This window comes from Methylobacterium sp. 190mf (genome assembly GCF_900107945.1).
Taxonomy (GTDB): Bacteria; Pseudomonadota; Alphaproteobacteria; order Rhizobiales; family Beijerinckiaceae; genus Methylobacterium.
In genome coordinates, this window is record NZ_FNVI01000001.1 from 386547 (window position 1) to 405942 (window position 19396).

General features: G+C 71.5%; 23 protein-coding genes. 10 read left to right on the forward strand and 13 right to left on the reverse strand.

Annotated features, from left to right (window positions below; translation table 11 throughout):
- Nucleotides 1-318 precede the first annotated feature (318 nt).
- The 3 genes from C4T42_RS01930 (at nucleotide 319) to C4T42_RS01940 (ending at nucleotide 1259) form a co-directional block, all read left to right on the forward strand.
- Nucleotides 319-528, forward strand: coding sequence for a cold-shock protein (locus tag C4T42_RS01930; protein WP_020090869.1), 210 nt, complete (start codon nucleotides 319-321; stop codon nucleotides 526-528).
- A 124-nt stretch (nucleotides 529-652) separates the two neighbouring features.
- On the forward strand, nucleotides 653-1021 hold the full coding sequence (locus C4T42_RS01935; protein WP_103984652.1) for a DUF6481 family protein: 369 nt from the start codon (nucleotides 653-655) through the stop codon (nucleotides 1019-1021).
- 37 nt (nucleotides 1022-1058) lie between these two features.
- Nucleotides 1059-1259 carry a hypothetical protein gene (locus C4T42_RS01940; RefSeq protein ID WP_103984704.1) on the forward strand — a complete coding sequence of 67 codons (201 nt, stop codon included), beginning with the start codon at nucleotides 1059-1061 and terminating at the stop codon, nucleotides 1257-1259.
- Between the two features lie 10 nt (nucleotides 1260-1269).
- Here the strand turns inward: C4T42_RS01940 and C4T42_RS01945 are convergent, their stop codons facing one another.
- Together C4T42_RS01945 and C4T42_RS01950 are read right to left on the reverse strand one after the other, a co-directional pair.
- Entirely contained in the window at nucleotides 1270-1758 is a 489-nt protein-coding gene (locus tag C4T42_RS01945) for a GNAT family N-acetyltransferase (protein ID WP_103984653.1), read from the reverse strand.
- A complete protein-coding gene (locus C4T42_RS01950; protein ID WP_020090865.1) occupies nucleotides 1755-2522 on the reverse strand; it encodes an NAD kinase in 768 nt (255 codons plus the stop codon). Before C4T42_RS01950 ends, C4T42_RS01945 begins: the two co-directional genes overlap by 4 nt.
- A 143-nt stretch (nucleotides 2523-2665) precedes the next feature.
- Here C4T42_RS01950 and cutA point away from each other — a divergent pair, with 143 nt between their 5' ends.
- Nucleotides 2666-3019, forward strand: coding sequence for a divalent-cation tolerance protein CutA (cutA, locus tag C4T42_RS01955; protein WP_103984654.1), 354 nt, complete (start codon nucleotides 2666-2668; stop codon nucleotides 3017-3019).
- 331 nt (nucleotides 3020-3350) lie between these two features.
- Nucleotides 3351-3962 carry a hypothetical protein gene (locus tag C4T42_RS01960; RefSeq protein ID WP_026604572.1) on the forward strand — a complete coding sequence of 204 codons (612 nt, stop codon included), beginning with the start codon at nucleotides 3351-3353 and terminating at the stop codon, nucleotides 3960-3962.
- A gap of 45 nt (nucleotides 3963-4007) precedes the next feature.
- Here the strand turns inward: C4T42_RS01960 and C4T42_RS01965 are convergent, their stop codons facing one another.
- The 4 genes from C4T42_RS01965 to C4T42_RS01980 form a co-directional block, all read right to left on the reverse strand.
- Entirely contained in the window at nucleotides 4008-5144 is a 1137-nt protein-coding gene (locus C4T42_RS01965; protein WP_103984655.1) for a glycosyltransferase, read from the reverse strand.
- Between the two features lie 67 nt (nucleotides 5145-5211).
- Nucleotides 5212-5970: a lysophospholipid acyltransferase family protein gene (locus tag C4T42_RS01970; protein WP_020090861.1), complete on the reverse strand. Its 759-nt coding sequence runs from the start codon at nucleotides 5968-5970 to the stop codon at nucleotides 5212-5214.
- A gap of 95 nt (nucleotides 5971-6065) precedes the next feature.
- A complete protein-coding gene (gene crtI, locus C4T42_RS01975) occupies nucleotides 6066-7595 on the reverse strand; it encodes a phytoene desaturase family protein (RefSeq protein ID WP_020090860.1) in 1530 nt (509 codons plus the stop codon).
- Nucleotides 7596-7692: 97 nt separating this feature from the next.
- Nucleotides 7693-8541, reverse strand: a complete 849-nt coding sequence (locus C4T42_RS01980) for a type 1 glutamine amidotransferase (protein WP_020090859.1) — start codon at nucleotides 8539-8541, stop codon at nucleotides 7693-7695.
- Between the two features lie 197 nt (nucleotides 8542-8738).
- On the opposite strand from C4T42_RS01980, the gene C4T42_RS01985 reads away from it, so the two are divergent.
- Together C4T42_RS01985 and C4T42_RS01990 are read left to right on the forward strand one after the other, a co-directional pair.
- Complete coding sequence (locus tag C4T42_RS01985; protein WP_020090858.1) at nucleotides 8739-9053, forward strand: hypothetical protein; 315 nt, start codon at nucleotides 8739-8741, stop codon at nucleotides 9051-9053.
- A 55-nt stretch (nucleotides 9054-9108) separates the two neighbouring features.
- Nucleotides 9109-9609, forward strand: a complete 501-nt coding sequence (locus C4T42_RS01990; protein ID WP_020090857.1) for a cache domain-containing protein — start codon at nucleotides 9109-9111, stop codon at nucleotides 9607-9609.
- A 26-nt stretch (nucleotides 9610-9635) separates the two neighbouring features.
- Here C4T42_RS01990 and C4T42_RS01995 read toward each other — a convergent pair whose 3' ends face one another.
- The 7 genes from C4T42_RS01995 to croR all read right to left on the reverse strand — a co-directional run bounded on the left by C4T42_RS01995 (nucleotide 9636) and on the right by croR (nucleotide 16599).
- Nucleotides 9636-10844: an ABC transporter permease gene (locus tag C4T42_RS01995; protein WP_042674036.1), complete on the reverse strand. Its 1209-nt coding sequence runs from the start codon at nucleotides 10842-10844 to the stop codon at nucleotides 9636-9638.
- A complete protein-coding gene (locus C4T42_RS02000) occupies nucleotides 10841-11818 on the reverse strand; it encodes an ABC transporter ATP-binding protein (RefSeq protein WP_020090855.1) in 978 nt (325 codons plus the stop codon). Before C4T42_RS02000 ends, C4T42_RS01995 begins: the two co-directional genes overlap by 4 nt.
- 4 nt (nucleotides 11819-11822) lie before the next feature.
- Entirely contained in the window at nucleotides 11823-12242 is a 420-nt protein-coding gene (locus tag C4T42_RS02005; RefSeq protein WP_020090854.1) for a DUF2141 domain-containing protein, read from the reverse strand.
- Nucleotides 12243-12286: 44 nt separating this feature from the next.
- Nucleotides 12287-13876 carry a phytoene desaturase family protein gene (crtI, locus tag C4T42_RS02010; RefSeq protein ID WP_026604568.1) on the reverse strand — a complete coding sequence of 530 codons (1590 nt, stop codon included), beginning with the start codon at nucleotides 13874-13876 and terminating at the stop codon, nucleotides 12287-12289.
- A 232-nt stretch (nucleotides 13877-14108) separates the two neighbouring features.
- On the reverse strand, nucleotides 14109-15110 hold the full coding sequence (locus C4T42_RS02015) for a helix-turn-helix domain-containing protein (protein ID WP_103984656.1): 1002 nt from the start codon (nucleotides 15108-15110) through the stop codon (nucleotides 14109-14111).
- A 186-nt stretch (nucleotides 15111-15296) separates the two neighbouring features.
- Complete coding sequence (locus C4T42_RS02020) at nucleotides 15297-16124, reverse strand: RNA methyltransferase (RefSeq protein ID WP_181049138.1); 828 nt, start codon at nucleotides 16122-16124, stop codon at nucleotides 15297-15299.
- A gap of 1 nt (nucleotide 16125) precedes the next feature.
- On the reverse strand, nucleotides 16126-16599 hold the full coding sequence (gene croR, locus C4T42_RS02025; protein ID WP_020090850.1) for a 3-hydroxybutyryl-CoA dehydratase: 474 nt from the start codon (nucleotides 16597-16599) through the stop codon (nucleotides 16126-16128).
- A gap of 189 nt (nucleotides 16600-16788) precedes the next feature.
- On the opposite strand from croR, the gene C4T42_RS02030 reads away from it, so the two are divergent.
- The 3 genes from C4T42_RS02030 (at nucleotide 16789) to C4T42_RS02040 (ending at nucleotide 19325) form a co-directional block, all read left to right on the forward strand.
- Nucleotides 16789-17394 carry a cation transporter gene (locus C4T42_RS02030; RefSeq protein ID WP_091676268.1) on the forward strand — a complete coding sequence of 202 codons (606 nt, stop codon included), beginning with the start codon at nucleotides 16789-16791 and terminating at the stop codon, nucleotides 17392-17394.
- 44 nt (nucleotides 17395-17438) lie between these two features.
- Nucleotides 17439-18290, forward strand: a complete 852-nt coding sequence (locus C4T42_RS02035) for a metallophosphoesterase (protein WP_181049139.1) — start codon at nucleotides 17439-17441, stop codon at nucleotides 18288-18290.
- 141 nt (nucleotides 18291-18431) lie between these two features.
- Nucleotides 18432-19325: a transporter gene (locus C4T42_RS02040; protein ID WP_020090847.1), complete on the forward strand. Its 894-nt coding sequence runs from the start codon at nucleotides 18432-18434 to the stop codon at nucleotides 19323-19325.
- The last annotated feature ends 71 nt before the right edge of the window (nucleotides 19326-19396 follow it).

Here is a 19396-nt window from a genome sequence, read left to right on the forward strand (position 1 = left end):
GCACAGCTTTCGCGCTGACGCGCCGTATTGAAATCCTCTATCCCGTTGTTCAGGCGACCGTTCCGGCGCCGCTCAACCGGAATTTCCGGAAAGAGTTTCCCGCATCGCTGCGGCGCTGGCCGAGGGAAATATTTCTCTGCGCTTGCCAAAGAACCGCCGGCGGTCTACTTCTACCGCATCGGCACGTGTCCGGATATCTTGGACCGTTACGCCTTCGCAGGGCGGTTCTGACTTTCCTATCGCTATCGGTCGATGCCGGCGCCCCCTCGTTCGGGCGGGCGCCATCTCTCACTATGCCTGCGAAGATCAAGGACTTCCATGAGCACCGGAACCGTCAAGTGGTTCAACGAGACCAAGGGCTACGGCTTCATCCAGCCGGATGACGGCGGCAAGGACGTGTTCGTCCACATCTCGGCCGTCGAGCGCGCCGGCCTGCGCGGCCTGAACGAGGGCCAGAAGGTCACGTACGAGCTGGAGACCGACCGTCGCAGCGGCAAGCAGTCCGCCGGTCAGCTCCAGACGGCCTGATCGCCGTCCTCAGCGTTTCTCCGGAAGCCGCTCCCCCGGGAGCGGCTTCTTCGTGTCTGCCATCGTGTTTCTACCCCCCCCTCTGCGGGTGACGGCCTTCGCCGCACCCGATCCAGGAGTGTCTGTGAGCTTTTTGAACAAGCAGGGTGTCGCCGATCGCCTCGAGACCGCCGCCAAGGCGCGCTCCGAGATGCTGGCCCGGTTCCGGGCCCGCCCGTCCGCCGATGACCCGGCCGTCCTCGCCCGCCAATCCGCCCGCCGCGCGGTGGTCGATGCCCGCGCAGTCCGCGCGGCCGAACGCGCGGCCCAGCGTCAGGCCGAGATCGAGCGCGCCGCCGCCCTCGCCGAGGCGGAACGCCTCGCCGAGATCGAGCGCAAGCACGCCGAGCAGCTGGCCGCCCAGGAGCGTGCCAAGGCCCTGCAGGCCGAGCAGAAGGCCCAACGCGACGCCCGCTATCTCGCCCGCAAGGCGAAGGCCCAGAAGAAGCGCTGAGGCGCGTTCCGCAGCGATGCCCGTCCAGGAGCTCGGCATGTCCCACAAGTTCAAGGTCGGCGAGCGCGTCTGCCGGCCCCGCCTGGGCATCCCGGGCGACACGGGCGAGGCCGAGGTGTTCGAGATCCTGCGGCTCATGCCGGCGGATCAGACCGGCGAGCCGAGCTATCGGATCCGGACGAAGACCGGCGAGCGGGCGATCCGCGAGGGTGACCTCGTCGCGGCCCCGCAGGCCTGATCCGGGCGCCTCAGAGCGTCCTGAACATCACCAGCGCGTCGACCGGCCCGAGCGTCGGGTGCCGGAAGGCGCCCGGCAGCCGGCCGACCACGTCGAAGCCGAAGCTCTCCCAGAGCCGGACGGCCCGGGTGTTGGTGCTCACCACGAAGTTGAACTGCATCGCCGCGAAGCCCCGCGCCCGCGCCCGATCGAGGGCGTGCGCGCACATGGCCCGCGCGACCCCGCGGCCGAGGGCGGCCGCTCCCGTCATGAAGCCGCAATTGGCGACATGGGCGCCCCCGCCCGCTTGGTTCGGGCGCAGGTAATACGTGCCGAGCACCGTCCCCGCCTCCTCGGCCACGAAGGTCTCGCGGTCGGGGCCGGTCCAGTACGCGAGGGCGTCGGCCTCGCCGAGGTCGCGGTCCAGCGCGTAGGTCTCACCGGCCCGGATGGTCGGCACGATGATGCCGGTGATGGCCGCGTGGTCGGCCGCCTGCGCGGCCCGGATGTGCAGACTCACCCGAATTGCTCCCGCAGGATGCGCTCGTCGAGGCTGTGGCCGGGATCGTGCAGCAACACGAGCTCGGTGGCGCGGTCGAGGGAGGTCTCCACCGTGCAGACCCGGCGGAACTCCGTATGGTCGGCCACCGCCGCGACCGGGCGGTGGGGGGCGTCGAGGACGTCGATTCGGATCCGCGCGTAGTCCGGCAGAAGTGCGCCGCGCCAGCGCCGGGGGCGGAAGGCCGAGATCGGCGTCAGCGCCAGAAGCTTGGCGTCGAGCGGCAGGATCGGTCCCCCGACCGACAGGTTGTAGGCCGTGGAACCCGCCGCGGTGGCGACGAGCACGCCGTCGGCGATCAGCAGGTCGAGCCGGACATTGCCGTCGACGGCGATCTTCAGCTTGGCGGTCTGGTGGGTCTGGCGCAGCAGGTAGACCTCGTTGATCGCCCGCGCCCGGTGGGAGCGGCCCTCCGTGTCGAGCACGTCCATCACCAGCGGGTGGATGACGCTGCGCTGGGCGTTCTCCAGATGCTCCAGGAGATCGTCGTCGCGGAACTCGTTCATCAGGAAGCCGACCGTGCCGCGGTTCATCCCGTAGATCGGCTTCGGGTGGTCCATGAAGCGGTGCAGCACCTGGAGCATCAGGCCGTCACCGCCCAGGGCCACGACGACGTCGGCCTCCTCGGGCGGGACGTGGTCGTAGCGCCGCATCAGGGCGGCCGCGGCCTCGCGTGCGTAGCCGGTCGGGCTCGCCACGAAGGCGATCTTCTGGAAGCGCGGCATGGATCAGGCGCAGCCGCGCAGGCGCGTCGGGATCGCCTCAGGGTTCACGTCACGGCTCCAGTCTGACGAGCGAACCGCCCGGTTGACGTCCTTGCCCGGCATGCGCCTCACTCCGCGAGCACACGCGCAACTGGAGGCATAGCATGGAGCGTCCGCTCCTCGTCTACACCACCTTTCCCGACCTCGCCTCGGCGCTGAACATCGGCGAGGCGCTGGTCCGCGAGCGCCTCATCGCCTGCATCAACGTGCTGCCGGGCATGCAGTCCGTCTACAGCTGGAAGGGCGCGGTGGAGCGCGGTGCCGAGGTCGCCGCAATCCTCAAGAGCCGCGAGGGTCTGACCGACGCGCTGGCGGTCGCGCTGAAGGCGCGCCACCCCTACGACACGCCGATCATCCTGCATCTGCCGGTCGCCGGGGCGGACGCCGACACGGCCGCCTGGATCCTGGCGGAGACGCAGCCCGGTGAGCCGTCCGAGAACGGGACCCAGGCGGACTGATCCGGCAGACTGCGCCGCGCTGCTTCCCACCCTGACCCTTCCGGCCGGTTCCGCGAGTGTGCCGGACAGGGTCCAGACGGCTGTGGACAAGCGCGCTTTGCCGTCGGTGCGGGCGCCACAATGGCTCGTCGGACACTGGTGCCATTGGCGTAGTCGTGGAGTCGAATTAAAAAGACATAAATATACGAATCTATGCGAAAAATATCCGATCTTGAATTATAGAACGAGAATTTATACTGAGCGATTGGAGTAGAAGATTGAATTCATCTGGTGTGCTTGGCTAGAAAACCTCCGTGCGTACACCGCACGCGATGCGACGCGGAGGAAAATCATGGGACGTTTCAGGAATGCAGGACGGTTGGGTTTGGTCCTGCTCGCCGCAGTCGCGGGCGCCGTGCATGCGCAAGCGGCCGGGGCACCGAAGAGCGAGCCGCTAATGACCGTCGCGCCGGCGCCGTCCGGTCCCGCCGGCCTCGCATCGGCCGATCCGCCCGCCTTGCGGTACGGTGTCCTCTATGCCGACGACAAGGGCCACAGCCATGTCCAGTATTGCGACCTGAAGAACTTCATCTTCAAGAGCTACGCGCCTCCGGCAGCGCCGCAATATGTCGGCTTTCCGCCGGGTGAGGTGACGTCGATCAAGTACGCGGTCCTGCCGGTCGGCTATGTCGGTACGTGGCACACGGCGCCGGGTCCCCAATGGGTGATCACCCTGTCGGGCCGCTGGTCCGTGGAGGCTACGGACGGGTCGGTGCTGGAGCAGGGCCCCGGCGAGGTGGAATTCAACGCCGATATGGGATCGACACCACAGGGGCCTGAGGGCCATGTCGGACACCTGACCCGGCAGGTCGGCGACGTGCCGAACGTGCAGCTCATCGTCTCGCTGAAGCCGCAGGTCGGAAAGGCCCGCTCCACCGATCCGTGCCAGCCGTCCCAGCCCTGAAGCGCGGTGCGGGCCGGCGACGCTCGTTCCGCCGGCCCGCGCGGGTCAGCCGCCGCTCACCGGATAGCTGCGGCCCTTCCAGGTCGCCGCGCCGGCCCGTTCGCGGCGCAGGAGCACGTTCCACTGGATCGCCAGGGCCACCGCGACCGCCGCGGGGTGGAGCGGGATCGTCGCCCACGGGGCCCGGACCGCGACGGTGACGGCCGTTCGGGTCGCCAGGGACAGGCCGAGGGCCAGGGCGGCCGGGGTCAGGGCGGAGGCCGGCAGCAGCCCGAGCAGCCCGGCCAGGACGAGGAGCGGCGGCAGGATCTGACCGCAGCCGAGGAGCAAGGTCCAGATCGGAAGGGCGCGGGGCGTGGCCATGCCCTCGTGGGCGTTCTTGGAGAAGCCGGCCCAGGCCTGGGCGAAGCCGTCGTACATCCGGCAGGTGGCCAGCGCGGCGGCGGCCACGAGATCCGTCCGGTAGCCCGCGGCCCGGAACAAGCGGGGCAGGCGGACTCCGTCGTGCAGGGAGGTGCGGATCGCGCCGTGGCCACCGGTGGCCGCGTAGGCCCCCCGATCCATCAGGATCAGTTGACCGCAGGCCGCGCCGAGCGACGGGTCGGACAGGCGGCGCATCAGTGGCACGGGCAGGAAGCCGAGGAGCAGGAAGTCGATCATCGGCACCGTCAGCATCTCACCCACCGTGTCGGTCCGCTGCCGGGGCACGCCGCTGACGAGGGCCGCGCCGGTGCGGCGAGCCTGCGCCGCGAGGGCGGCGGCTGCCCCGGCCTCGAGGCGCACATCGGCGTCGATGAACAGCAGGTGGTCGCCGCGGGCGAGCCCGGCCATGTGGCTGCAGGCGTGGTTCTTGCCCGTCCATCCGTCGGGCAGGGCCGGCACCGGGACGAGACGCAGGCGCGGGTCGCCGACGGCGCGCACGATCTCGGCGGTCGCGTCGGTGGAATGGTCGTCGCCGACGATCACCTCCACCGGGACCGCGGCGCTGGCGAGCGCCGCCCGCACGGTGGCGTCGATGTTGCCGGCCTCGTTGCGCGCCGGGATCAGGATCGAGACGAGACCGGCCCCGGCCTCCACCGCGGGCTGGCGCAGGACCGCGAGATTCACCGCCGCCAGGATGGCCGGCAGGAGGGCGGTGGCGAGGCAGAGGTACGCCAGGGCCGTGAGGATCGAGTCGGTCATCGTCTGCGCCGGCAGGGGAGCGCGCCACGATAGGGGATCGGGCGGGATCTGGCGCGCGCGGGCGGTCTCATCCGGCGCGATCCTGGCCGCCCGCGGCGCGGTGCGCCGGATCGAACCGGCGGCCGGAGAGCCGGGCCGACAGGCGCCGCCACAGGTCGTAGAGGCCGCCGACGCCCTTCCGGCCGGAAACCAGCGTGCGGAAGCGTCCGGGCTCCCGGCTGATCACGTCGGCGCTCAGGCGGTCGAGGGTTCGGGTCAGTTCGGATTCAAGGCGCGCGAGGCGCTGATCGCGCGGGAGCGCGGCGAGTTCGGATCCGGCGATCCCCGGCCCGAAGGCCGCGAAGGCTCCCGCGCCGCGCTCGTCCCAGAAGGTGTACTCGACGGCGAGCGGGACGAAGAGCGCGTCGGGGGCGATCTCGGCGAGCCGCGCGACGCCGGGACGGAGGGCCAGCGGCCGCGCGCGGGCATCGGCGAAGCGGCCCTGCGCGGTGATCCAGAGCATGCCGTCGGGGGCTCCGAGGATCGACCGTGCGGCGGCCAGGAACTGCGCCGCCCCGCGCGGGCTGTCGAGGTCGACGCCGAAGGCCCCGATCCGCTCGAAGATGCGGTAGCGCGCCAGCATCGCGGCGTCGAACGGCGCGCGGCTCGCCCGCTCCGGATAGAGCCGGCCGCCCAGCACGATGATCAGCGCGGCGTCCCACCAAGCCGGATGGTTGCAGTAGACCACGATCGCGCCGGGATGGTTCGCGTCAGGTGGCGTGCTCCAGAGGGGCAGCCGCAGGGCGTCGAGGTGGCGGTGCAGGTATCGCTCGAACCACGCCACCATAAAGGCGCGGATCCGGGGCGAGACCGAGGGCAGGGGGGCGCCGTGCGCGCCTCTCGCGCCCCCCGCACCGGGGGGCGGAGATGGCGGCGTCGCGGTCACGCCGAGGCGCGCAGGGCGCCGCGCGCGTCCTGGTCATGCGCGTCGGCGGCGATCCAGCCCGACATCATCACCATCGGCATGCCGGGCCCCGGATGGGCGGCGCCGCCCGCGAGGTAGAGGCCGCGCACCTGCCGCGACCGGTTGCCGGGCTTGAACGCCCCCATCACGCGCCCGTGGGAGGCTAGGCCGTAGATCGCGCCGTTCAGGACCTTGTAGCGCTCGTGGATGTCCTGCGGCGTGAGGTGGCGCTCGACGACGATACGCTCTTCGAGGTCCGGCATGCCGGCGGTGCGCTTGAGCTTGTCGAGGATCGTGCGGCGGTAGTTCTGGAACAGCGGCCCGTCCGGACGCCAGTCGTGGTGCGGCCGCAGATACGGCGTGTGCACGAGGACGTAGAGCGCCTCGCCGCCCTCGGGCGCCACGCTCGGATCGGTGGAGGAGGGAGCTGCCAGATAGGCGGTGGGGTCCGGGGCAGGCTCGCCCTTGTTGTAGATGTAGTCGAACTCCTCCTCCGGGTCGCGGGAGAAGACGAAGTCGTGGTGGTTGAGGTGCTCGTAGCGCTTGTTCAGGCCGAGATAGAGCACCACGCCCGAGCAGGCCGGTTCGGGGTTCTTCTTGGCGTAGGCCTTGGCGGCCTCGCCGCCCACGAGCTCGCGGTAGGTGCGGACCGAGTCCATGTTGGAGATCACGGCGTCGTAGGGCGTGACCCCCGCGGCCGTCCGCACGCCCCGGACCGCGCCGTTGGCGGTCTCGATCCCGGTCACCTCGGTGTCGGTCTTGCACGTGGCGCCGAGTTCCTGGGCAAGCTTCGCCAGCCCCTCGGCGACGGCGCGGGTGCCGCCCATCGGGTACCAGACGCCGTCGGCCGTCTGCATGTGGGCGATGGCGCAGAGCACCGCCGGCGCGCCGTAGGGCGAGGAGCCGACATACTGCACGAAGTGGTCGAGCATCTGCGCGAGCCGCGCGTCCTTGACCTTGCCGCGGATCGTCGAGGCCACCGAGGCGTGCATGCGGAGTGACAGTACGTCGCGCAGCGTGCCCGGGTTCATGTTGGCGCGGATGTTGATCGTGTCGAACAGGTCCTCGACCGGCTTCCAGAAGAAGAATTTCTCGGACACGCCGTGAAGATGCTCGGAGATGGTGATGAACTTCTTGTAGCCCTCGCCGGTGCCGGGGGCGAAGCGCTCCATGTCGCCGGCCATCCGCTCGACGTCCTGCATCAGGTCGATATGCGTGCCGTCGTCGAAGAAGCAGCGCCACTGCGGGTCCAGGCGGCGCAGGTCCATGTAGTCGTGGACCGAGCGGCCGGACTCCGCGAAGATCCGCTCCAGCACCCGGGGCACGGTCAGGATCGTCGGCCCCATGTCGAAGCGGAAGCCGCCCTCGTGGAGCACCGCCGCCTTTCCGCCGAGCCAGCCGTTCTTGTCGTAGACCGTCACGCGGTGGCCCCGCGCGGCGGCGACGCACGCGGCGGCGAGTCCGCCGAGCCCGCTGCCGATGACGGCGACCGTGGAATCCTGGCTCATCCTGCTGGCTGGCTCCCCGGGCCGAGGAAGGCGTGGCCCGCAGAGCGAAGCTAGACCTGGGGCCGGGCGGGTCAACGCGCCACCCGGTCGCGGTCGCCTAGTGGCGGCGCTCGCCTGTGGACAGGCGCGCCAGGAAGTTCCCGATCTCCCGCCGGCGGAGCCCGGCCTCCAGCACTTCGGGCCCGACGCCGTGACGCCAGGCCAGGCGGCGCGCGGTCTCCGGGTCGTGGCCCTGGAGCGTCGCGACTTCGTCGGCATAGGCGGCCACGGCCCGCGAGTTCTCGGCGAGTCCCGCCTCGACAATGGCGGTGTCGCAGAGGCGCAGCATCGCGGCCAGCTCGTCGAGGTCGAGCTCGGGATGATACTGCGTTCCCCAGAACCAGCCGCGATCCCGGCGGATCTCGAGGGCCTGGATGCCGAGAACGCGGTTGCCGGCGAGTACGCGGGCGCCCAGGGGCGGCTCTAGGACGGCGTCGGAGTGGATCGCCGGGGCATCCCAGGTCGCCGGACGGCCGGCCAGCAGAGCGTGAGTCCGGCCCTCCTCGGTCGGGGTGATCGCCCGGGCGAAGCCGTATTCCGGCCCGCGGGGATTCTCGGCGGCGCGCCCGCCCGCCACCGTGGCGGCGACCTGCACTCCCCAGCACGAGCCGAAGACCGCGCGCCCGGCCTCGAAGGCCGCGCGCATCAGGTCGAGCTGCCGGTTCACGGCCGGCGTGCCCTCCGAGACCTTGAGGGTCGAGCCGGTGAAGATCAGGCCATCGAACTCCGCGAGACCCGCCGGCAGGGCCGCGTCGGCGTCGGCGGCGTTGACGTGCCGGCAGACGGAGCCCGGCGCGAGGTCCCGCACCACCGCCGCGTAGGACTCGGCCGAGGTTCGTCCGGTGGCCGCGACGTGGCGGTCGCGGGCAGCGCGATCGTTGCCGTCGGCGATGAGCAGGCGGAGCATGCGGGATACCGGGGAGCGCGGCCGTAGCGGAGGCGCCTCTATGTCGGTGCACACCGCGTCGCAGGAACGGCGCGGATCGTCGCGGGAGGCGGCCGCTGAAATCTGGCCCGACTCCTCCAAACGGGTGATGCGCCCCGCGAGGCCGGGTTTACCCCTGCCGTCTCGGACTCCGAGGAACGATCAGCGCGGAGGACAGGATGCCAGATCTCGCCGAGGTGGAGCTCTACTGCGCGGAAGCCCGGGATATCCTCGCTCACGCGGAGAACATCGTTGCCGACCTGGACCGGAGAGGTGCCTGCGAGGGGCACTGCCTGATGGCGAACCAGGGCCTCGCGGCGCTGCGGAACCTCGACCGCATCATCGAGCGGCACCGCAGGCGGCTGGCGTTCCTGGCCCTGCCCAACGCGGTCGGCCCGTCCCCACCTCCGTCCCCTCCGCGGAAGCGGAACTGGCTGCTCTTCCTCCGGCGGCGCGGCGGGTACGCGGGCCATGGCATCGAGGCGCATTCCTAAGGCTTCCCCGGAGGATCGGGCGAGCCACGCGAGGCGCGCAGATCCCCGCCTGCCGGTGACGCGGCGGTGCGACGGCCTGTCGAGAACCCTGCTGGTCGGGATCGTGCTGCTCGTCCTGGGGTTGGCCATCCCGGCCACCGCCCGGCGAGCACCCCCGCCGTTGCACCAGGCGGCCGAGATCGAGGCCCTGGTCAACAGGGCGGCCGACATGCTGGAGGCCGAGGGCGCGCGGGCGTTCGACGCGTTCCGGCGCAAGGGGAGCACCTGGCGATACGGGGACGTCTACCTGTTCGTCGTCGACCTGCGGGGGATCGTCCTCTTCAACGCCGCCCATCCGAATCGCGAGGGCCACGACCTGCTCCACGAGCGCGACGCCGACGGGAAGCAGTTCCACCACGATTTCATCGACGCCGTCACGCGGTTCGGGGCCGGATGGGTCGACTACATGTTCCCGAAGCCCGGCCAGTCGGCGCCGAGCGTGAAATGGAGCTACGTCTGCGCGACGCGCGTGGCCGGCGTGGAGGCGCTGGTCGGTGCCGGCGTCTACGTGGAGTAGCGCTGTCCGGGTCGGGACGCCGGGACCTAGGCCGTCCGCCGCGCCGCCAACGCGAGGGCGAACGCGAGACCGGCCAGGGTCAGCGCCGCCAGGACGCCCAGGGCCGGGGCCGCGGCGGAGAAGCCCTCGCCCAGGGCGCTCTGGTAGGCCTCGATCGCCCAGGCGTTCGGGGTGAGCCATCCGGCCTGCTGCAGCCAGGGCGGCATCAGGAACCGCGGGACCATCGAGCCTCCGACCGCCGAGAGCAGCAGCACCCCGAAGGTCGAGGCGAGATGCGCCTGCTGGCGCGAGGCCGCGAGCGCGCAGGCCGCGAGCGCCAGACCGGCCGCCATCGCGGAGACCAGCAGGCAGGCGGCCAGGAAGGCCGGCCAGTGCGGACCGATCTCGACGCCGTAGAGAAGCGCAGCGGCCAGGAAGATCAGTCCGGCCTGGACGAGCCCCTGCAGCGTCAGGAAGGCGAACTTTCCGAGCACCACGACGGGCAATCCACCCGGCCCGGCCATCAGCCGCTCGGTGAGGCCCGTCTCGCGCTCCTCGACCAGGGACATGGCGCCCTGCATGGCGGCGAAGAGCAGGAACACCGCGGTGATCGCGCCGGCGTAGTAGCTCACCCGGGCATTGGCGGTCCCGGACGCGGTGCTGCGGCGCTCCACCAGGGAGGCGAAGCTGAACGGTTCCTTCTTGGCACGCTGCTCGGCGAAGGCCTCGTCGAGGAACCGGCGCTCGTCTGGACCGATCTTGCCCGTGCGCTCGACGTCGGCGACGACCCGCGACAGGACCACGTCGGGCAGCGCCTCGTTCAGGACCCGCTGGAGCTGGCCGAGGGCGATCGGTGTCGCCAGCGCCTTGGCGGGGTTCTCGACCAGCACCACCGGCTGGTCCGCGGAACCGGGCGCGGCCTCAGCAGGGGCGGCGATCAGGTCTCCACGCAGGACCAGCGCCACGTCGACCTCGCCGGCCCGCACCGCCTGCGCCACGGCGTCGATGTCGGGCGCGGGCAGCCGCGTCACCCGGAGCGAGGGATCGGCCGCGAGCGCGTCGGCGAGGCGCTGTGTTGCCGCGGTGTGGACGAGGTCGGCCAAGCCGAGATGGATGCGGATCCGGTCGCCGATCGCACCGGAGAAGATCGCCGCGAAGATCGAGAAGATCACGGTCGGCAGCACGAAAGCCATCACCAGCGCGGCCCGGTCGCGCAGGAGGGTCAGGAGCATCACCCGGAAGGCGGCAGCGATCATCCGGCGGCCCCGACCCGGAGCGGGGTGGCTTCGGGATCCGTCAGTTCCCGCGGGCGGAGGGCGTCGAGATAGAGCGTCTCCAGCCGCGGCGCCCGCACCCGGATCTCGGCCACCGGCACGTTCTGGGCGCGCAGGGCGCCGAGCAGCGCCGCGCCGTCGAGGCCGGCCCGTTCGACCGACCGCCAGACGAGGCCGCCAGCCTCGGCGGGCACGAAGCCGGCCCGGCGCAGCACGCCCTCGGCCTGTCCCGTCACCGGGCCGGTGAGGCTCAGCTCCCGCTCGGGCGCGCCCGTGCGCAACTGCGCGAGCAGGTCGGCGAGACGGCCGGCACGCACGACCCGGCCCTGGGCCAGGAACGCGACCCGGGAGGCGAGGCGTTCCGCCTCGGCGAAATCGTGGGTGGCAATCAGGATCGCGGTGCCGGCGGCCTTCAGGCGATCGAGCACCGCGTGGATCGCGGCCCGCGCGGCGAGGTCGACGCCGCTGGTCGGCTCGTCGAGGAGCACCAGCCGGGGCCGGTTCATCAGGCTCGCGGCGATGTTCACCCGGCGCCGGTACCCGCCCGACAGGACGCCGACCGGGCGCCGAGCCACGTCGCCGATGTCGGCCATGGCCAGGGCGGCCTCCACGGCCGCCTTCCGGTCGCGGCGGGAAACCCCCGCCAGCTGCCCGAACACGCCGAGATTCTCCGATACGGTCAGCCGCGGATAGAGGGCGATCTCCTGCGGCACCCATCCGATGGCGCGGCGGGCCTGTCCCGCGCGGTACGGGTCCGCTCCGGCCACGCGCACCGAGCCCGCACTGGGCGCGAGCCGCCCCGCCACGAGGCGCATCAGCGAGGACTTACCGGCCCCGTTCGGTCCAAGCAGCGCCAAGGTGTCGCCAGTGCCGAGGTCGAGATCGACCTGATCCAGCACCCGTCGGCCGCGGAGGTCGAGGCCGACGCCCGCGAGCCGGACGAGGGGGGCGTCCATCGGTTCACCGACCCGGCAGGGCACGGCCGAGGCGCACCCGTACGGCGGCGCCGGGCTCCCGGAGGGCGAAGGCCGCCTCGGCGAAGTCGGGTCGCGCTCGCCGCCCGACGGCCCCCGAGAAGCCGTAGGGCTCGAGCGGCAGGCCGAGGCCGGTGCGGTCGAGGCGCCCGTTGCCGTTGGCGTCCTGGTAGGCTGCCACCGCGTAGGTTCCCGGCGGGACATCCCGGAAGGTGAACCGCGCCCGGTCAGTGGTGGCCGGCGCGTCGTCCCCCCTGAGACACGACGTCTCCGAGAGACCGCCCTGACAGAGCGCGACGCGCACCTGGCCGCCCCCGGGCTCGATGCCGTCGACCTCGACCTGGACGGCGGCGGCCCATGCCGGCACGGCCGCGGCGCAGAACCAGGCCGCCACGGCAACCGTCACGCGTCCTCTCGGCCTCCGGAGAAGGCTCCGGTCGGTCGCCGCGCTCACGAGGCCTCGCTGGAGGTGGCCAGCGGGGCGGTGTCGGGGATGCCGGCCGCGGCGGCGGCGCGGGCACCGGCAAGCTCCTCGATCAGCAGCCGGGCCGATATGCGGGCTCCTTCGTAGATCACCGGCAGGCCCGAGCCCGGATGGGTGCCGCCACCGACGATGTAGAGCCCCGGTCCGAAACGATTGTGCGGCCGGAAATACAGCATCTGCATCAGGTCGTGGGCGAGGTTGAAGGTGGCGCCCTCGTGGACGGCGAAATCCTCCTCCCACTGGGTCGGGTCGATGATCCGCTCGTAGCGGATGCGGGACTCGAGATCGTCGATTCCGAGGAGCTTCAGCCGTTCCAGGACCAGGGCGCGGTAGGTCTCCCGCATCGCCGCCCAGTCGATCCCCGCCTTCAGGTTGGGCACCGGCACCAGCACGTAGAGGGCTGTGTGTCCGGGCGGCGCCATGCCGCCATCCGTGTAGCCCGCGTGCTGCACGTACAGGGACGGCTGCATCGGCAGCGTGCCCTCCGTGATCTCGCGGATGTTCTTCTCGTAGCCGTCGGCCAAGAGGATCGTGTGATGCCCGAGGCTGTCGGGCATTTTCCCCTCGAGGCCGAGATATAGCATGAAGGTCGAGCAGGAGAGCCGAGCCTTCCGGATCTTGGCGTCGCGCCAGCGCGGCCGGTGCCGCTCCGGGACGAGGGCGCGCACGACCTTCGCGAAGTCACCGTTGATCAGCACCGCGTCGGCGTTGAAAGTCTCGCCGTCCGCCACCAATCCAGTGGCGCGCTTGCCGTCGAACAGCACCTCCTCGACGTTGCTGTTGAGCCGGAGGTCCACGCCCATGCGGCCGGCCAAGCCCGCCATCGCCTCGGAGACGGCGCCGCAGCCGCCCACCGGGTGATAGACCCCGTGCTCGTATTCGAGGAACGACAGGATGGTGAACAGGCTCGGGCACCGGAACGGCGACATGCCGAGGTACTTGGTCTGAAACGAGAAGGCGAGGCGCACCCGCGGGTCGGCGAAGTGGCGCTTGAGGTCTCGGTCCACGCTCCGGCCCGGATGCAGGTAGGGCAGGGCGGCCAGCATGGCCGGGCTCGCCATGCTGCGCAGGGTGTGGAAGGCCTGTTCCAGGACCGGCTTGAAGTAGTTCAGCTTGGTCCGGTTCTCGGAGAAGAAGGCCTTGACGTTCTTGGCGTCGTCCGGCGCGAGGCGGGCGACCTCGCGCTCCAGGCGCTCGACATCGCCGGTCGCGCGGATCGTTCCCGAGATCCCCTCCGCGCCCTCGAACACGAGGTGGTACTGCGGGTCGAGCCGCTCGAGCTTGACGTGGTCTTCCAGCCGTTCGCCGCAGCTCGCGAAAATATCCGCAAGAATCTGTGGATAGAGGAAGAACGTCGGGCCGATATCGAACCGGTAACCGCCGGGAGCCTCGACGGTCTTCGTCCGACCCCCGACCTGCGGGTCCTTCTCGAAGATGGTGACGTGGATCCCGGCCCGCGCGAGCAGTAGGGCGGCGGCCAGTCCGCCCGGTCCGGCCCCGACCACGGCCACCCGGCGTCCGGTCAGCGCCCGCAACCCATCCCCAGACTGAAGCAACGTCCCCGACTCCTCACAGAATCCCGATACCCCGTCCAGCCAAGCTAGCTTCGCATCATCGCGCGGCAATTGCAGCCGTTTGTCGCGCGCACAACGCTGTATACGATCATACGGTGGATACACATCCGCAAGGTTTCTCGACGCGAGCCGCGTCGCGGACCGCCCGTGGCCTCACCGGCGGCCTCGCCAGCGCCGGATCGCGTGTCGGGCCGTCCTCGGTGGAGCGGGCGCGTCAGCGCTGGCCCAGACGCTCGTACCAGGCGTGGGCCTGGGCGGGCGTCCGCTCGAACGTCCGGGTGCCGTGGGGCCTCCGCGTCTGGCGCCATTCCCGCGGCGTCACCCCGAATCGAGCGCGGAAGGCGCGGCTCAGGTGGGCGGGATCCTTGAAGCCGTGCTCGCTCGCCAGGCGCACGAGCGCCCGCGTCTCGAGCGGATCCTCCAGGGCGATCCGGATCGCCTCCAACCGCTTCTCCCAGACGCGGTGCATGACGCCGCCGACGTTCTGGAAGGCGCGGTACAGCACGGTCCGCGAGACGCCCACCCCGTCGGCGAGGCGGTCCGGCGATAGGTCGGGCGAGGCCAGGTGGAGATCCATCAGGCGCTCGACGAGGGCGACGAAGCCGGCATCCAATTCCGGGCCCTGCAGCACGTCCGAGGCCGCGGACGGATCAAACAGGCGGCGGACGAAACCGGTCAACTCACCCGCGATCGCCGGCTCGTCGTCGGCGGTGGCCGTCGGCAGCCGGCGGTACAGGGCGTGCAGCCGGGCGACGAGCAGACGGTTCCGCTCCCTGTCGAGGAAGATCGGGATCCGCTCGACCGCGCAGTCGGCCAGCAGGCGTCGCGGGATGGTCAGCCCGATCGCGCTGGAGCTCACCCCGCGGGCATCGAGTTCCCGGCCCATATTGGCGGCCATGATCCGGTTGCGTTGCTGCACCACCGGGCTGCCCGCGACGTCCCCGGACAGGCCACCCGACACGTAGAGCATGAACGTGAAGTGATCCGGCGTCGCCGCGGCGTGGCGGCGATCGCGGACCATGTGCTGGGCCGAGAAGACCATCCGGCTGGCGAGGATGTCCCCCAGGACCGTGCAGGACAGGTTCCCGCGCGGCACCGGAGCCCCTTTGATCTGCTCGATCCGAACGATGGGTGCCATCAGATCGCGCCAGGCCGCGAAGGCCTGCGCGGGTTCGAGGTGATCGGTGTTGAAGTGAAGCGTCGGGAGACTCGACATGCGATCCGGCGCGGCGTCGTGACGGTCTTGAGACCTCAGCTTGCGCACACCCGCGCGCGGCGTCGAGATGTCCATGTGTTGCAGGCGGACGATTGTGCGCCGGCCCTATTTGGCGGCGTCCGCGCGGAGAATACTGAGTTCAGGAAACGGCCGGCCCAGGCGAAGGGAGCTGTCGTCGCGGCGCGTTCACGGCCTGCCGAGGCGCCCCTGGCCGCGCGCGATGGTGTAGAGGGCGACGCCCGCCGCGGTGGCGACGTTGAGCGAGTCGAAGCCGGCGGCCATCGGGATCCGGATCGGACGCGCCCGGGCCAGCGTCGCCGCATCGAGGCCGGGTCCCTCGGTGCCGAGGATCAGGAGCGCGCGCGCCGGGACGTCGAGCGTGTCCAGAGTCTCGGTCGCCCCCGGGCTGAAGGCCAGCGGCTGGAGATCGAGGGTTTCGGCGAGCCGCAGCCAGTCCTGCCCTTCCGGCAGCCGCGCGAAAGGCTGGATCAGGGCGGCCCCTGCGGAGACGCGGATGCTCTTGCGGTAGAGCGGGTCGCAGCTCGCCCCGTCGAGGAGCACGGTGTCGGCCCCGAAGGCCGCCGCGTTACGGAAGGCGGCGCCGACATTGTCGTGATTGGTCAGGCCCGCGAGGCCGACCACGAGGGCGGGGGCGGGCGGTGGCGGTACGAGGTCGGCCGCGCCGGGCTCCGGCCCGCGCAGGCCGACCGCCAGGACCCCGCGATGGATCGGGAAGCCCGTCACGGCGCTCATCACCGCCTTCGAGGCGCCGAACACGGGCGGCGGCTCCGCGGCGGCGGCGATTTCGGCGGCGAGTCCGGGCCACCGCTCAGGCGCGAGGAGGATCGATTCGGCGCGGAAGCGGCTGCGGCGCCCGAGGAGCAGCCGCAGGGTCACCTCGCCCTCGACGATGAAGCGCCCGGCGCGGCCCACGAGGTCGCGCTCGCGCATCCGGGTGTAGGGCTCGAGGCGGGGATCGTCCGGGTCGGCGAGGAGCTCCGGGACCGGAACCACCTCAGCCCTGGGACCGGTCGGAGCGGTTCGCCAGCGGGTCGGCCTCGGCCTTGGTCGGCACCTTCACCAGGGCCTCGCCGTCGAGGACCGTCTCACCGCCCACCGAGCACTTGCAGGCGAGGCGCGCGCGCCGCCGCTCGGGCATGAGTTCGGCCACCGTCACGGTGACGTCGACGACGTCGCCGATCCGCACCGGGGCGCGGAAGTTCAGGGTCTGGGAGATGTAGACGGCGCCGGGCCCCGGCAGGCGGGTGCCGAGCACCGCCGAGATCAGCCCGGCCGTGTAGAGGCCGTGTGCGATGCGTGTGCCGAACGGCGTGCGCGCGGCGAAGTGCTCGGACAGGTGGATCGGGTTGCGGTCGCCGGTGATCTCGGCGAAGCCCACCACGTCCGAGGAGGCGATGGTCTTCGAGAGGGTCTCCGACAGGCCGACCTCGAGATCCTCGAAATAGAGCACGCGCAGTTCGGGCAGCATGACGCGGCAGACCTCCGGTTCCGGCCGGTCATTCGTCTCGTGCAGCCGGCTCCGGCAACGGCGTCGCACGATCCCGGCGGCGAATCCACCCGGACAAAGGCGTAACGGCGTCGAACTTTCTTGAGCCGCGGACAGGCTTTTCTCAACGGCCGCTCGACAGCGCCGCGCGCGTCGGCGAAGAGGCGTCCCGTGATCGCCGATGATGCGCCCCGGCCCGCGCCGCCCGCCCTCCGCCCGGTCGTCGCCCGCGTGGCGGCGCTCAACCTCGGCTATTTCGGCATCGAGATCGCGGTGGCGCTCGCCATCGGCTCGGTGGCGCTGATCGCCGACAGCCTCGATTTCCTCGAGGACGCGGCGATCAACCTGCTGATCTTCGCGGGTCTCGGCTGGAGCGCGCGCAACCGCGCCCGCCTCGGGACCGCCATGGCGGGGATCCTGCTCCTGCCGGCGCTGGCGGGGGCCTGGGCGGCCTACGGCAAGATCGCCGATTTCACCGCCCCAGCGGCACTGCCCCTGACCCTCGCGGGGCTCGGCGCGCTCGCCGTGAACCTCACCTGCGCGCTCATGCTCGCCCGGCACCGCTCCGGCTCGGGCAGCCTGACCCGGGCGGCCTACCTCTCGGCGCGCAACGACGCCGTCGCCAACCTGGCGATCATCGCCGCCGGCCTGGTGACGGCCCTCCACCCGTCCCCCTGGCCCGACCTCGTGGTGGCGGCCGGGATCGCGATCCTCAACGCCGACTCGGCCGCCGACATCCTCAAGGCAGCCGCGGCCGAGCGCAGAGCCGCGCGGTAGCGGCCCTCGGGCGGCCCCCAAGCGGCGACACGGCAGCGACCATCATGCGCATCTTCCCCATCTCGGACCTGCACCTGGAGCGGCGCCGCCTCGACCGGATCGCGCCGCCCGCGGAGCCGTTCGACCTGCTCGCCTGCCCGGGCGACCTCCACGAGGGACATCCCGAGCGGGGGCTCGCGGCGCTGCAGCACCTCGCGCAGGGACGGCCGATCGTGCTGGTGCCGGGCAACCACGAGCGCTACGCGCCGACCGGGGACCGGCGGACCGCGCCGGAGCTGATCGCCGCCCTCGAGGCCGAGGTCGGTCGCCTTAACGGGCTCGGCGCGCGGATTCATCTGCTCCAGCACGCGCGGAGCTGCGTCATCGACGGTGTCCGCTTCGTCGGCACCACCCTGTGGAGCGACTGGACCCTGGCGGGGCGCTGGCTCGCACCGGACGCGCCGAACCGGCCCGACGATCCGGTGGCCTACGCGGCGTCGCGCATGACCGACCCGGTGACGGGCTCGCGGGAGTATCTCGGATCGATCCGCAAGGCCGACGGCAGCCCTTGGCAGCCGGTGGACGCGATGGCGGAACACCGGATCGAGCGGGCGGCCCTGCACGCGGCGCTCCGGACCCCGCACGACGGACCGACCGTTGTGGTGACCCATCACCCGGCGAGCCCGCTCGCGGCCGACCGCTTCCGGGACGCGCCCGGAGTCCCCTGGTGGGTGCCGGCCTTCTACGCCAGCACGGCCCTCGACGACCTCGCGGAGGCCGAGCGGCCGGAGCTTTGGATCTCCGGGCATTTCCACGCCGGCCACGACCTGCGGATCGGCCGTTGCCGCTGGATCTCGAACCCGGTGGAGGGCACGACCTACCGCGGCGACTTCGTCGTCGAAGTCGAGGAGCGGTGATTTAGTCCCCTCGCCAAGAGAACGGTCTGTCGACGCCGTGCGATCGCGCACGGCTTGGCCGTAACGGCGGGATGCTGTCGGAGTGAACGCTCGTCAAACCCTGATCGGCCCCGAATGACGGGGCTCAGGTTCGGGGTTTTCATGGCCGGATTTAGCCTGACGTCACGTTGGGTCGCGGCGGCGGCTCTTGCCGTCTCGGCCCCGATCGCCGCCGCGTCGACGGCCACGACCGCGCGGGCGGCGTCCGCGGCGCAGCCGGGACAGACAGTCGGCCTGCCGGTGGGCGACCAGCTGCCGGTCGGCCTGTATTTCGTGAACCTGTCGAGCTTCGGCGTGCGCGGCACGCTCCCGCGCGACTCGTCGACCAACGTCAACCTGCCGACCTTCGCGTGGGCGACGCCCTGGGATGTCGCGGGTGCGCGCCTGCAGTTCTTCTTCACCCAGCCGGTCGCGGCGGCGAGCAGCCAGGGCGCGCCCTATCAGAGCGGCGTCGGGCAGCAGCTGCTGGCGGCCCAGCTCGCCTGGGACCTCGGCGGCGATGTCGGCTTCAGCTACCTGTTCGGCGGCTACCTGCCGATCCAGACGCGGTTCCTGACGCAGTCGGCCTCGCTGACCCACCGCTTCGCGCTGAGCTATACCGGCCAGGGCTGGAACCTCACGGCGAACCTGCTCTACGGCGTCTTCCTCGACACGCGCTCGCCCAGCGGCACCCTCTATCCGGACTACATGAACCTCGACCTGACCATGACGAAGAAATTCGGCTCCTGGCAGATCGGCGCGGTGGCCTTCGGGTCGACGGACCTTCCCACCGGCGTGGCGAGCTACCGTCCGCAGGGCCAGATCGCGGTGGGCGGTCTCGTCGGCTACAATTTCGGGCCCGTGAACCTGCAGGCCTACCTCACGCACGACGTGGTCGAGCGCAATTACGGCGGCCGCGAGGTTCGCGGCTGGCTGCGCGCGATCGTGCCGCTGTACCAGGACAAGAACGAGGTCGAGCCGGGCCGCACCCTCGTGACGCGGCGGCAGGCCGAGTAGCCGAGCCGGCTGAAACTGTCCGGGCCGGCGACATTCCAGGCATAGGACGCGGGGCCGGGCGGGGGCCTTAC